The organism is Minwuia sp. (assembly GCF_048263705.1).
Classification (GTDB): domain Bacteria; phylum Pseudomonadota; class Alphaproteobacteria; order Minwuiales; family Minwuiaceae; genus Minwuia.
This window is the reverse complement of sequence record NZ_JBLXDV010000017.1, coordinates 1-12,360: the sequence shown is the minus strand read 5'-3', so window position 1 is coordinate 12,360 and position 12,360 is coordinate 1. Positions and strand designations below refer to the sequence as shown.

15 protein-coding genes and 1 tRNA gene are annotated in these 12,360 nt (G+C 63.1%); 10 read left to right on the top strand and 6 right to left on the bottom strand.

What is annotated here, in order from left to right:
• The first annotated feature begins 127 nt into the window (after positions 1-127).
• Genes dapF through ACN0X7_RS18480 form a run of 6 tightly spaced genes read left to right on the top strand, consistent with a single transcriptional unit; the run spans position 128 to position 5,370 of the window.
• Positions 128-976: a diaminopimelate epimerase gene (dapF, locus tag ACN0X7_RS18505; protein WP_417519953.1), complete on the top strand. Its 849-nt coding sequence runs from the start codon at positions 128-130 to the stop codon at positions 974-976.
• On the top strand, positions 976-2,220 hold the full coding sequence (gene mtaB / locus ACN0X7_RS18500) for a tRNA (N(6)-L-threonylcarbamoyladenosine(37)-C(2))-methylthiotransferase MtaB (protein WP_417519952.1): 1,245 nt from the start codon (positions 976-978) through the stop codon (positions 2,218-2,220). Before dapF ends, mtaB begins: the two co-directional genes overlap by 1 nt.
• 2 nt (positions 2,221-2,222) lie before the next feature.
• Positions 2,223-3,161: a signal recognition particle-docking protein FtsY gene (ftsY, locus tag ACN0X7_RS18495; protein ID WP_417519951.1), complete on the top strand. Its 939-nt coding sequence runs from the start codon at positions 2,223-2,225 to the stop codon at positions 3,159-3,161.
• A gap of 3 nt (positions 3,162-3,164) precedes the next feature.
• Positions 3,165-3,800 (top strand): septation protein A, encoded by a 636-nt coding sequence (locus tag ACN0X7_RS18490; RefSeq protein ID WP_417519950.1) that lies wholly within the window; start codon positions 3,165-3,167, stop codon positions 3,798-3,800.
• The gene (locus ACN0X7_RS18485) at positions 3,797-4,675 is read left to right on the top strand and encodes a heme-dependent oxidative N-demethylase family protein (protein ID WP_417519949.1); all 879 of its coding nucleotides are present in this window, start codon (positions 3,797-3,799) and stop codon (positions 4,673-4,675) included. The genes ACN0X7_RS18490 and ACN0X7_RS18485 overlap by 4 nt, the downstream gene beginning before the upstream one ends.
• The gene (locus ACN0X7_RS18480; protein WP_417519948.1) at positions 4,672-5,370 is read left to right on the top strand and encodes a B3/4 domain-containing protein; all 699 of its coding nucleotides are present in this window, start codon (positions 4,672-4,674) and stop codon (positions 5,368-5,370) included. The genes ACN0X7_RS18485 and ACN0X7_RS18480 overlap by 4 nt, the downstream gene beginning before the upstream one ends.
• Positions 5,371-5,410: 40 nt before the next feature.
• Here ACN0X7_RS18480 and paaE read toward each other — a convergent pair whose 3' ends face one another.
• Genes paaE through paaA form a run of 5 tightly spaced genes read right to left on the bottom strand, consistent with a single transcriptional unit; the run spans position 5,411 to position 9,050 of the window.
• On the bottom strand, positions 5,411-6,490 hold the full coding sequence (gene paaE, locus ACN0X7_RS18475) for a 1,2-phenylacetyl-CoA epoxidase subunit PaaE (RefSeq protein ID WP_417519947.1): 1,080 nt from the start codon (positions 6,488-6,490) through the stop codon (positions 5,411-5,413).
• 10 nt (positions 6,491-6,500) lie between these two features.
• On the bottom strand, positions 6,501-6,992 hold the full coding sequence (gene paaD, locus ACN0X7_RS18470; RefSeq protein WP_417519946.1) for a 1,2-phenylacetyl-CoA epoxidase subunit PaaD: 492 nt from the start codon (positions 6,990-6,992) through the stop codon (positions 6,501-6,503).
• A 2-nt stretch (positions 6,993-6,994) separates the two neighbouring features.
• Complete coding sequence (paaC, locus tag ACN0X7_RS18465; protein ID WP_417519945.1) at positions 6,995-7,768, bottom strand: 1,2-phenylacetyl-CoA epoxidase subunit PaaC; 774 nt, start codon at positions 7,766-7,768, stop codon at positions 6,995-6,997.
• On the bottom strand, positions 7,768-8,058 hold the full coding sequence (paaB, locus tag ACN0X7_RS18460; protein WP_417519944.1) for a 1,2-phenylacetyl-CoA epoxidase subunit PaaB: 291 nt from the start codon (positions 8,056-8,058) through the stop codon (positions 7,768-7,770). The genes paaC and paaB overlap by 1 nt, the downstream gene beginning before the upstream one ends.
• 17 nt (positions 8,059-8,075) lie before the next feature.
• Positions 8,076-9,050: a 1,2-phenylacetyl-CoA epoxidase subunit PaaA gene (gene paaA / locus ACN0X7_RS18455; protein ID WP_417519943.1), complete on the bottom strand. Its 975-nt coding sequence runs from the start codon at positions 9,048-9,050 to the stop codon at positions 8,076-8,078.
• Between the two features lie 120 nt (positions 9,051-9,170).
• Between paaA and ACN0X7_RS18450 the strand changes: the two genes are divergently transcribed.
• On the top strand, positions 9,171-9,332 hold the full coding sequence (locus tag ACN0X7_RS18450) for a DUF2256 domain-containing protein (protein ID WP_417519942.1): 162 nt from the start codon (positions 9,171-9,173) through the stop codon (positions 9,330-9,332).
• Positions 9,333-9,367: 35 nt separating this feature from the next.
• A tRNA-Thr gene (locus ACN0X7_RS18445) sits at positions 9,368-9,442 on the top strand.
• 228 nt (positions 9,443-9,670) lie between these two features.
• Here ACN0X7_RS18445 and ACN0X7_RS18440 read toward each other — a convergent pair.
• Positions 9,671-10,231 (bottom strand): hypothetical protein, encoded by a 561-nt coding sequence (locus ACN0X7_RS18440; protein ID WP_417519941.1) that lies wholly within the window; start codon positions 10,229-10,231, stop codon positions 9,671-9,673.
• Positions 10,232-10,451: 220 nt separating this feature from the next.
• On the opposite strand from ACN0X7_RS18440, the gene ACN0X7_RS18435 reads away from it, so the two are divergent.
• Both ACN0X7_RS18435 and ACN0X7_RS18430 read left to right on the top strand, forming a co-directional pair.
• Positions 10,452-10,874: a PaaI family thioesterase gene (locus ACN0X7_RS18435; protein ID WP_417519940.1), complete on the top strand. Its 423-nt coding sequence runs from the start codon at positions 10,452-10,454 to the stop codon at positions 10,872-10,874.
• 47 nt (positions 10,875-10,921) lie between these two features.
• Positions 10,922-12,214: a paraquat-inducible protein A gene (locus tag ACN0X7_RS18430; protein ID WP_417519939.1), complete on the top strand. Its 1,293-nt coding sequence runs from the start codon at positions 10,922-10,924 to the stop codon at positions 12,212-12,214.
• The last annotated feature ends 146 nt before the right edge of the window (positions 12,215-12,360 follow it).

Genomic DNA, 12,360 nt, shown 5'->3' with positions numbered 1-12,360 from the left:
GCGGACTCTCCCCTCTTCGCCGTCAGGATCGCGGGGTCAGTGACGTCTGCCGTCACCGACCCCGTTTTCGTTGCAGCGGTGCGGCGGACATGGACAGATCGGGGCTCCAGCCCATATAAGGCCCACCATGAATGCCCTGCCTTTCATAAAGATGCACGGACTCGGCAACGACTTCGTCGTGCTGGACGCCCGGCAGACCGATATCGGGCTGACACCGGAGATGATCCGGGCGATCGGCGACCGTCATCGGGGTGTCGGATTCGATCAGCTTCTCACCCTGTTGCCGAGCAGGGACGCGGACTGTTTCATGCGCATCGACAACTCGGACGGCTCCAGCGCGGGTGCCTGCGGGAACGGTACCCGCTGTATCGGCAGGCTGCTGCTTGAGGAGACCGGCAAGGCCACCGTGACCATCGACAGCCCCGGAGGACTGCTGCAGGCCAGCCGGGCCGACGAGGGCATGGTCACCGTCAACATGGGAAAGCCGGATTTCGACTGGCGGAACATCCCCCTCGCCCGCTCCATGGATACGCTGCACGTCGATCTCACTGTCGAAAGCGCCGGTACGACGCTCTCCGATCCTGTCGCCCTGTCGATGGGAAACCCGCACGCGGTGTTCTTCGTCGGGGATGCAGAGACGGTGCCCCTGCATGTGCTGGGTCCGCTTGTCGAGGGTCACGACCTTTTTCCAGACCGCGCGAACTGTTCGGTCGCCAGCCTGCGCGAGGACGGATCGATCCGGTTACGCGTGTTCGAGCGCGGCGCCGGGATCACATCGGCCTGCGGGTCCGGGACCTGTGCAACCTATGCCGCCGCCCGTGCACGCGGGCTGATCGATGGGCCGGCCCGCATCGATCTGGATGGCGGTCCCCTGTTCATGGATATGAATGATGCAGGCGAGGTCCTGATGACCGGCGCGGCTAGTTACAGCTTCACCGGCGAAATCTCGCCCGAGATGCTGCGGGCGCGCATCTGATGGCGGGTCCCGAGATCGTCACGTTCGGCTGTCGTCTGAACACCTACGAATCTGAAGTGATCCGGGGTCACGAGACCCTGCGAGACCGTGACGATATCATCGTGGTGAACACGTGCGCCGTGACCACCGAGGCGGAACGGCAGGCACGTCAGGCCATCCGGAAGCTGCGCCGTGAACGGCCGGATGCCGAGATCGTCGTCACCGGCTGCGCCGCTCAGATCGCACCGGAGAACTGGACCGCGATGCCCGAGGTCAGCCGGGTTGTCGGCAACCGCGAGAAGCTGGAAGCCTCCGCGTTCCTGCAAGGGCGCAACGAGCCGGTGCTGGTCGAGGACATCATGCGGGTCGAAGAAACCGCAGGTCATCTGATCGAAGGCTACGACGGCCGTGCCCGTGCCTTCCTGCAGGTGCAGAACGGCTGCGATCACCGCTGCACCTTCTGCATCATCCCCTACGGTCGCGGCAATTCCCGTTCCGCCCCCATCGGGCAGGTCGTTGACGAAGCCCGCAAGCTGATCGCGCGCGGTGTCAGGGAGATCGTGCTGACGGGCGTCGACATCACATCCTACGGACCCGACCTGCCGGGCCGACCGACATTGGGCCAGCTCTGCCGCAGACTGCTCGCGGCCGTGCCGGGTATCGAGCGGCTGCGTCTGTCATCCATCGATCCGGTCGAGGTCGATGACGACCTGTGGCGTCTGATTGCCGGGGAACCGCGCCTGATGCCCCATCTGCACCTCTCGCTGCAGGCCGGCGACGACATGGTGCTCAAGCGCATGAAGCGGCGTCACAGCCGCGATGATGCGATCCACTTCTGCGCGCGGGCGCGGGCGCTGCGTCCTGACATTGTCTTCGGTGCTGATCTGATTGCCGGATTTCCAACCGAAACGGAAGAAATGTTCCGCAACACCCTGAATATCATAGAGGAATGCGATCTGACCTGGCTGCATGTCTTTCCCTATTCCGAACGCCCGGGCACCCCGGCCGTCAAGATGCCGCCGGTGGAGAAGGCCATCCGGCGTGAACGCGCGGGCATTCTGCGGGAGGCCGGAACAAGGGCTGCCTCGCGTCATCTTTCGGCTCAGATCGGACAGCAGGTCGAAGTCCTCGTCGAACGCGACGTCCGCGGCCACTCCGCCCATTTCGCCGCCGTGAAACTCGACCGGGAAGCGCAGCCCGGTGACATGATCTCGGCGCGCGGTGTTGCCGTCGAAGGCGATGTCCTGATCGCAGAGGCGGCCTGATCATGTCGGAGAACGAACAGAAGAAGGGCTGGCTGGGCCGGCTGACCTCGGGGCTGCGCAAGTCCGCCAGCCAGCTGACCGGCAACATCGGTGCGGTCTTCACCAAGCGGAAACTCGATGACGAAGCCATCGAGGAACTGGAAGAAATCCTGATCCGCGCCGATCTGGGCGTGCAGGCCGCCTCACGCATCACCTCGGAGATCGCGAGCAGCCGTTACAACAAGGATGTGACGGACGAGGAAATCCGCGCAGCCCTCGCCGACGAAGTGACCAGGGTGCTGGAACGGGTGGCGCAGCCGCTGGAGGTCACAGCGTCAGGCAAACCGCATGTGGTGCTGGTCGTCGGCGTGAACGGTGTCGGCAAGACCACGACCATCGGCAAGATCGCGCGGCATGAGACCGACCAGGGGCGCAAGGTGATGCTGTGCGCCGGCGACACCTTCCGCGCAGCCGCCATCGAACAGTTGAAGATCTGGGGCGAACGGACCGGCTCGCCGGTCATCGCGCGCGATCAGGGTTCGGACGCTGCGGGCCTCGCCTTCGATGCGCTGAAGGCCGCGAAGGAACAGGGCTCCGATCTGCTGCTGATCGATACCGCCGGCCGGTTGCAGAACAAGGCCAACCTGATGGCCGAACTGGAGAAGATCATCCGCGTCCTGAAAAAGCAGGACGAAAGCGCCCCCCATTCGGTCCTGCTGGTACTGGATGCGACCACCGGACAGAACGCCGTCAACCAGGTCGAGGTGTTCAGACAGGTCTGCAACGTCACCGGGCTCGTAATGACAAAGCTGGACGGGACGGCGCGCGGTGGTGTGCTGGTCGCCGTGGCGGAGAAATTCGCCTTGCCTGTCCACTATATCGGCGTCGGCGAACAGGCCGAGGACCTGAAACCATTCGACGGGCGGGACTTCGCCCGCGCGCTCTGCGGTCTGGGAGACTGACATATGACTGAGGCAGCTTCGGCCAAGCCGAAACGCCGGGAAATGAGCCCCGGACTGAAGTTCGCGACGGAGATCGGGCCGCTGATCCTGTTCTTTGCGGCCAACAGCCAGGCCCACCGCATCTTCGGCAACGATGTGGCGCAGAACATCTTCTACGCGACCGGCGTTTTCATGGTTGCCATCGTCCTCTCGTTGATCGTCAGCATCTCCATCGAGCGCCGCCCTCCGGTGATGCCGCTGATCTCGGGCGTGCTAGTACTCATCATGGGCGGGCTGACGCTCTATCTGCAGGACGAACTCTTCATCAAGCTGAAGCCGACCATCGTGAACATCCTGTTCGCCGTCGGTCTGATGACCGCGCTGGCGTTCGGACAACTGGTGCTGAAATACATCTTCGGCGGTGCCTTCAAGCTCAGCGAGAAGGGCTGGCGCATCCTGACCTGGCGCTGGTCGGGCTTCTTCATCTACCTCGCGGTCGTCAACGAGATCGTCTGGCGCACGCAGACCACGGACTTCTGGGTCGCCTTCAAGGTCTGGGGCATCATGCCCATGACCATCGCCTTCGCGCTCTGGCAGATGCGCGTCGTCAACCAGCATCCCGAGAAGCCCGCAGAAGCCGAACGGGACGAAGCGGCGTGATTCCGTACTTCCCGGCCGAGGGCGGCGGTTTTCGCCTCTCGCTGGGTCTCAAGGTGCTCGATCCCGCCGACTGGATTGAGATCGACGGCAACCACGAAAGCGAGCTCGCACAGAAGCGTGCGTTGCTGACCGACCGGCAGAACGATGTCTTTCAGGCGCTGGAGGGATCGCAATCCGCGCAGGCGGATCTGATGGCGAACCTGCAGCAGCATCTGCTGATCCATCATGCCGACCGGTTCCGGCCCGACGGCGCATCCGTCCGCAATCTGACGACAGGCGACACGATATCCGTCGATCCCCTATCGCCGCTGCGCTCGGCGGCGCGGCTGGTTCAGGAGGATATCCTGCTGTTGCAACCGTCGTCGGAAGGCCATCGCCTGATCGCGGCGCTGCTGTGCTTCCCGACGCGGTGGAAGCTGGCCGACAAGCTGGGGAACGTGCTTTCGGCGATCCACGATCCGGTGCCGGGCTATGCCGAAAAACTCGCCCGTCCGATGGACCGGCTGTTCGCCGGGCTGACCCCGGAACGCTGGCTCTGGCGGCAGAATTTCTCGCTGCTCGACGATCCGGCGCTGTTCCAGCCCGGCGGTCACTTCAAACAGGGCGCGGGCAAGGATCTGTCGCCGCACACGATCGGCGAACAGCTCTGGTTCAGGGTGGAGCGCCAGACCGTCCGGCTGCTGCCGGAGACCGGGACGACGGTCTTCACGGTACGCATCCATCAGGCACGGCTGTCCGAGGTGGTTCACAATTCCAGCCGTGCCGCCGATCTGATATCCACCATTGACGCGATGCCGGAGGAGATGAAGCGATACAAGTCCCTGCCGGGATTCGAGAAAGCCCTTCGCGCCTGGCTGGAAGAGAGGATCGGATGAAAGCGGATATCTCAGACCTGATAGAGCGCTTTCCGATGACACGCATCGCGTTCCTGGTTTCGGATTCGCTGAAGATTTCAGAGGCCCGCCCCGAGAAACTGCAGGCGAGGATCATGCGCACCGAAGCGGCGGTGCGTGACAGTTTCACACGTGACGATGTCGGCAAGATTCCGGGCGTGCGCGTCTGGCGGGAGGCCTACAAGGGCTTCGGGGTGAAGAAGACCAGCTATCGATCCTCGGTCGAACGGCTGTTGCGCAAGGTACTGAACGACGAACCGCTGCCCGCGATCAACACGCTGGTTGACTGCTACAACCGCATTTCCATACGCCATCTCATGCCCGTGGGTGCCGACGATCTGGCCATGATCGACGGCGATATCGGCTTCCGGTTCGCACGACAGACGGACAGCTTCATCCCGCTGGGACAAACCGATGAAGACCCGCCGAAGCCAGGTGAAGTCGTCTATGCTGACCAGTCGAAAGTCCTGTGCCGCCGATGGAACTGGTATCAGGACACCCGCAGCCCGGTCAGCACCTCGACCACGCGGGCGGTTCTGACGATCCAGTCCCTCGGCGCGGGCGATCTGGAGATGGCGGCGTCGGATCTGGCGCGTGACCTGGAAACATTCTGCGGCGCAACGACTGCGGTCGCGATCGCCGACAAGGACAATCCGGAAGTCTCCTTCCGGCTGTAGCGTTCAACAATTCGGCGGAAGCGGCACCATCTCAGCCGTGTCAGCCCCGGTCGTCGAAATCCAGCAGCACGTGGTCACTGGTCGGGTGCGACTGGCAGGACAGCACGTAACCGGCCTCGATCTCGTCGGGATCCAGCCCGTAGGTCTTGTCCATCTCCACCGACCCTTCGACCAGCTTCGCGCGACAGGTGCAGCACATGCCGCCCTTGCACGCGAAAGGGAGATCCGCCTGTCGTTCCAGCGCCGCGTCCAGCAGATAGGTGCCGTCATCCACCATCTCGAAATCCATCCGGTGGCCGTCGACGATCACACCGATCTTGCGCGTCGGCAGGGTCTCGCCGGGCGCGGCGACCTTCTTCGGCCGTGCGTTGCCGTCGTCCGCGGGCGTGAAGAGCTCCGAACGGATCCGGGCGCGGCCCACACCGCGCGCCGAAAGCGCCTCGTGCGCCGTCTCGATCATTTCCTGCGGACCACAGAGGAAGAAGGCTTCCGTGCCTTCGACATCGATCAGCCGGTCCAGCATGGTCTGCAGTTTCTCGCCGTCGATCCGCCCGTTGAGCATCGGCGCATCCTGCAGTTCGCGTGAGAGCACATGCAGGATCGACAGTCGCGCCGGAAAGCGGTTCTTCAGATCCTCCAGTTCCTCGCGAAACATCACGGAACCTGTCGATCGGTTGCCGTAGATCACGGTGACGGAGGATTTCGGCTCGCAGAGCAGCACCGCCCGCACGATCGACAGGATCGGCGTGATGCCCGACCCGGCCGCGATGCAGACATAGCTGGCCTCCCGATCCGCCTCGGGACGCAGAACGAAACGCCCGTCGGGTGCCATAACATCGATGCTGTCGCCCTCACCGATATCGTCATTGGCGAAGGTCGAGAACAGGCCGCCCTCGACCCTGCGGATCGCGACGCGCAGTTCACCGTCGGTCGGCCCGGAGCAGATCGAATAGGAACGCCGGACCTCGCGACCGTCCACATCCGCCTTCAGCGTCAGATATTGCCCGGCCTCGAAACCGAACCCCGGCTTCAGCTCTTCAGGCACCTCGAACGCGATGGAGACGCAGTCGGAGGTTTCCCGGCGCACATCGGCGACCTTCAGACTGTTGAACAGGGCCATCCATCGCCTCCTAGTGACACTTGAAATAGTCGAACGGTTCCAGGCATGCACGGCAGCGGTACAGCGCCTTGCAGGCCGTCGAACCGAACAGGCTGGAAAGCTCTGTATCCGCGGAACCGCAGTGCGGGCAGTCCACCTGGGGCTCCTCCCCCAGCAGGTGTCGCTTGTCCGTTGCGCGTCCGACCGGCGGCGCGATTCCTGCCTCTTTCAGCTTGGCGCGACCTTCCTCGGTGATCTCGTCGGTCGACCAGGCCGGGGACAGCACGATCTCGACATCGACCCGCTCGCAGCCGCCTTCGACGAGCCGGTCCACGATCAGAAGTTTCATCATGTCGGTTGCAGGACAGCCCGTGTAGGTCGGGGACATGCGGACGACCGCTCCGTCCCCGTTCATCTCGACACCGCGAATGACGCCCAGATCGATCAGGCTCAGATTGGGAATCTCCGGATCCGGCACCTCGGCCAGCATCGCCCAGACATCCTGTTCCGAGGGGTGTGCCATATCTACCAGTTCATGCCCGGATAGGTACGCTGCATGAAGCTCATCTCGGCCATCAGATAGCCCAGATGCTCGGTATGGCGACCTTCATGCCGACCGCCCAGCACCTTCCAGCCCTGATCCGGCCAGTCCAGCGTCGCCTCATCCAGCACAGCGCGGACGTCCGCTTCCCAGCCTTCCCGCAGACCACCCAGATCGGGGCCGACACCGGCGTCAGCCATGGCGCGGTCCACGTCGTCCATCTCGAAGAACTCGCTCACAAAGCCGAACAGCTCGCCGAAGGCCGTCGCGATGCGCGTGTGGCTTTCGTCGGTGCCGTCGCCCATGCGGATGACCCAGCTCGCCGAATGGCGGCGATGATAGGTCACTTCCTTCACGGCCTTGGCCGCGATCTCGGCGATGCGCTGATCGGAGGATTTCTCGAACGCCTGCATCAGGCGCAGGTTGTAGCAGTCGAACAGAAACTGCCGTGCCATGGTCCGGGCGTAGTCGCCATTGGGCTGCTCGACCAGCAGCAGGTTGTTCATGTCGCGCTCCGGGCGCAGGAAGGCCAGGTCGTCTTCCGTCCGGCCCGCACCTTCGACTTCCGCTGCATACTGATAGAACAGACGGGCCTGCCCGATCAGGTCCAGCGCGACATTGGTCAGGGCGATGTCCTCTTCCAGAACCGGTCCGTGGCCGCACCACTCACCCAGGCGGTGACACAGCACATGCGCCGTATCGCCCAGCCGCAACAGATACCGGAACAGCGCCTGCTCGTGGGTCATGCCTTCCACCATCAGATGTTCTCCACACCTTCGGGCAGATCGTAGAAGGTCGGATGCCGGTAGACCTTCGACGCCGCCGGATCGAACAGCGATTCCTTGTCGGACGGATCGGAGGCGACGATGTCGTGCGACTTCACCACCCAGATCGAGACCCCTTCCGAACGCCGGGTGTAGAGATCGCGGGCGTTCTGGATCGCCATCTCGGCATCCGGTGCGTGCAGGCTGCCGGCGTGCTTGTGGTTCAGGCCATCACGGCTGCGAACGAAGACTTCCCACAAGGGCCACTCACGACGATTATTCATCTCTGTTCCCTCCCCGCTCAGGCAGCGGTTTGCGCGGCGCGCGCGCGCTTCTTCTCGGCGTGTGCCAATGCGGCTTCGCGCACCCAGGCACCATCTTCATGCGCCGTGCGCCGGGCCTTGAGGCGATCCCGGTTGCACAGGCCATCGCCTTTCACCACGCGCCAGAACTCATCCCAGTCGATGGCACCGAAATCATAGTGCCCCCGCTCCTCGTTCCACTTCAGGTCCGGGTCCGGAATGGTCAGCCCGAGAAAATCGGCCTGGTCCTTGGTCATGTCGACGAACTTCTGGCGCAGTTCGTCATTCGACTGGCGCTTCACCTTCCAGGCGAAAGCGGTCGCGGAATTGGGCGAGTCGGCATCGTGGGGACCGAACATCATCAGCGAAGGCCACCACCAGCGGTTCAGCGCGTCCTGCGCCATCTCCTTCTGCTCCGGCGTGCCCTGCGCCAGCGTGGTGACGATCTCGAACCCCTGACGCTGGTGGAAGCTCTCTTCCTTGCAGATGCGCACCATGGCGCGTGCGTAGGGTCCGTAGGACGTGCGGCAGAGCGCGACCTGATTGACGATGGCCGCCCCGTCCACCAGCCAGCCGATGGTGCCGATGTCGGCCCAGGTCAGGACCGGATAGTTGAAGATCGAGGAGTATTTCGCCTTGCCTGAGTGCAGGTCCTCCAGCATCTGCTGACGGCTGTATCCCAGCGTCTCGGCGGCGCTGTAGAGATAGGCCGAATGTCCCGCCTCGTCCTGGATCTTGGCCAGCAGGGCCGCCTTGCGGCGCAGAGTCGGCGCGCGCGTGACCCAGTTGCCCTCGGGCAGCATCCCGACATACTCCGAATGGGCGTGCTGGGAGATCTGACGCACCATGAATTTGCGGTAGCGTTCCGGCATCCAGTCGCGCGGCTCGATCTTCTTTTCATCATCGATGTGCGCCTGGAACGCGGCTTCCAGCGCCTCGTCGTCGCTCTCAACCGCACGGATCCGGTCGTTCATGCCAATGTCCTCGCTGTCATCGGGTCATGCCCTAACTATTATGATACATATTTTTTAGTATTTTACAATATTTTTGTATCGCATTGAACCGGCACCAGCGGATGCGGCGTAGAGACCGGTATGAAACGCGGCGGCCACCAGAAACCACACCTTCCGACGAAGACCTGTCCTGTCTGCCAACGCCCCTTCGCCTGGCGCAGGAAGTGGGCGCGCGACTGGGAGAACGTACGCTATTGTTCGGAACGCTGCCGGCGGGCCGCACGGGCGACGAACAGCAGTTGACCGCCCGCCGGGCTTGGGTTACTTGACGCGCCGATGCCGCCGTAGCTCAGGGGTAGAGCACTCCCTTGGTAAGGGAGAGGTCGAGTGTTCGAATCACTCCGGCGGCACCAGCGACGCTTCGCGAAGCGAAGCGGCGGAAACTCGCTCAGACATTGGTGTTGCGGCAGTCGTTTCGCAGAAACGACGAGAGCAGCCGGTGTTCGGACTGTCATCGTCTGACAGCATCAGCGACGCCTTGCAAAACAATGCGACCGAAACACCTTCGGATGCGGGTGTTTCGCAGAAACGACAAATTCAGTGAACACTCAGATTCCTTCTCCGGTGATGTCGATGCACACCTATGAGAGGTAATCGAGGGAGCGCATCGGACAGTCGGGCATGGTGTCCGCAGGTGCCTCTTCCAGCCTGATCTGCCGATGAAAGGCGAGCACATGTGTTGGTCCGCCTGCATCACCGACGGGCAGGTCCACGCTGATGACCTTGATGAAGGAGCGGTCGTGCTGATCCAGTCCGCCGGCGGCAATACCGATGAAGGGTTGCGCCACCATGGCCTCGAAATAGCGCCCTTCCGTCCGCAGCCACGCGTCGGGATCATGTGCCGCCTCCCCCAGCCTGCGGTTGGTGTAGTCCGTTCCCCACCATTCGGTCAGCGTTGTTCCCCAAAGCGAGAACCGCACCTCCAGCGGTGCACGATGAAGTTGCGCGATCGCGACCCGTCCCCACCATCCCTTGAAGTCGGTGAACTCAAAGGCCGCTCGCGTCGGCAGCCCGTGAGCACCTTCGCGCTTGCTGTTCCAGATATCGACGATCCCGGCGAACGGCCCGAATGCATCCGCCGGTGTGTCGAGATCGCACCGCCAGTATTGCCAGTTGGTGATGTTGTTCTGTGCGTGCGGCATTGAGCGATGTGTATCCAGAGCGAGACGAGGAACCTGTTAGGCTGGGACGCATACGTATTGTCCGTTAAAATACTCTGTGTTCGAGGTGTCGATTCCACGAACTCATCCGAAAGAGCAGGCGTTTCTTGAGCGACTGATGAAGACACGCTGTCTGCGTATATCGAGCGCAGATTCGTAATCGATCCGAAATGACTGCAGACACACACCGGAAGGAAATCATGTGACCGGGCACGACACGGGCTGGACCATCGAACGCATTCGCGCGCATGTGGCAGAGAACCTGCCGATAACGACCGGGTTTGGGTTCGAGGTCGTCTCGGCAACGCCCGAATGCTGCGACGTGCTGATCCACGACAATCCCACGATCTTCCGTCCGGGCGGCGTGGTTGCCGGGCCCGTGCTGTTTGCGGCGGCAGATGTGGGTGCTTACGGGATCATACTGGCCGCGACCGGTGACCCCGCCTCGACCACCGTCGATCTGATCATTCATTTCCTCAGGCCCGGCGCGGGCCTGCCCCTGCTGGCGCGGACCACCCCGATCAAGTTCGGTCGCCGTCTGGTCACGACCGAAACCATCATTTCGCCACAGGACAATCCGGACCGCCAGATCGCGCGCGCCACCTCCACCTATATCCGAAGCTAGAAGCATCCGCTTTTGCAATGGCAGCGACAAACGCCTAGATAGCGGTGATGCCCGAGACCACACATGCTCCGCGCTTCGCCCTGCTGCTTGCCGCGCTGTTCAGCATCGGAATCGTCGCCCTGTCGGTTCTGCTGTCGCTGGAATCCCGGCAGCTTAGCCAGTGGGAAACCGACCGCGCGGAACTGCACAACATCCGCTATGGCGCACTGGACTCGGAACAATGGGTCAGCCGCGTCGCGCCCATTCTGGCAGATCGAATTCGCGCCTTCGAGATCACGCCCGAGCAACGCCCGCGCCTGAAGGCGGTCCTCACCAGCCTGATCGAACGGCTGATCGACGAGGTACCGAAGCATCTCAACCCGCTCGGCGACAACACCGGCGAGATCGGCAGGATATTCGGCGGTGCCACCAACCTGCTTGGCGGCCTGACCATCGATGTGCTGGGTCTGCGCAAGAAGGCACCCGAACTGGCCGAAGCCCTGATCGACGAACTGCAGAAACCGGACACCCGCAAGCAGATGGTCGCGCTGATGCACGACGCCCTGTCCGACTTTGCCATCGAAAACATGCCCCCGGCGGACAAGCAGGCGATCACGGCAATCAAGTCGGCCTATGGCTGCAGCACGGTTCCGGCCTGCGAAACCGTTCTGGGACAGAAGATCGAGCGGAGTTCGGATCAGACCCTGATGTATCTGCTGGCGCTGGCCGGCCTGGCGGTCGTGATGCTGTTCCTGTGCCGCGGTCTGATGCTGCGCCTCCCCGCCCACACCGGGCTGCTTCTCAGTCTCGCCGCCCTCGGACTGCTTGCAGCGGGACTGCTGGCACCGATGATCCAGATCGACGCCCGCATCACCTCGCTGGACGTGCAGGTGCTGGGCGAGACCATCGGGTTCCAGAACCAGGTGGTCTATTTCCAGTCGAAGAGCATCCTGGATGTGGTGGCGGTGCTGGCGCGCGCCGGTGCGCCGGACCTGCTTCTGGTGGCTGCCCTGATCGCCCTGTTCAGCATCGGGTTTCCATTGCTGAAACTGCTGACCAGCCTGCGTGTCACCTTCGCGCGGGCCGATGCGCCCCTCGGTCGCCTTACCCGCTTCTTCGCGTTCCAGTCCAGCAAGTGGGCGATGGCCGACGTCTTCGTCGTGGCGCTGTTCATGGCCTTCCTCGGAATGCGCGGGCTGGTCGCCGACCAGCTGGGCGGACTTGAGGGCCAGCGCGAGGCCGTGACCATCCTGACCACCAACGGCACATCGCTGGAGCCCGGTTTCTGGGCCTTCCTGATGTTCGCGCTGTTCGGTGTCACGATGGGCATTCTCGTACAGCGCTGGCGCGCGCGACCCTGACCGGCGATCGCGTCGCGGCCCGATCTGTGTTGGACAGCGCGCGATGATTTCATCCAACCCTGTTCCGCACTAGAGCGTTCCAATATTAGATTGAAGCGTATCCTGCATTGGTGATGTAGTTGGCGCACTCCTTTGGCGTGATGCTG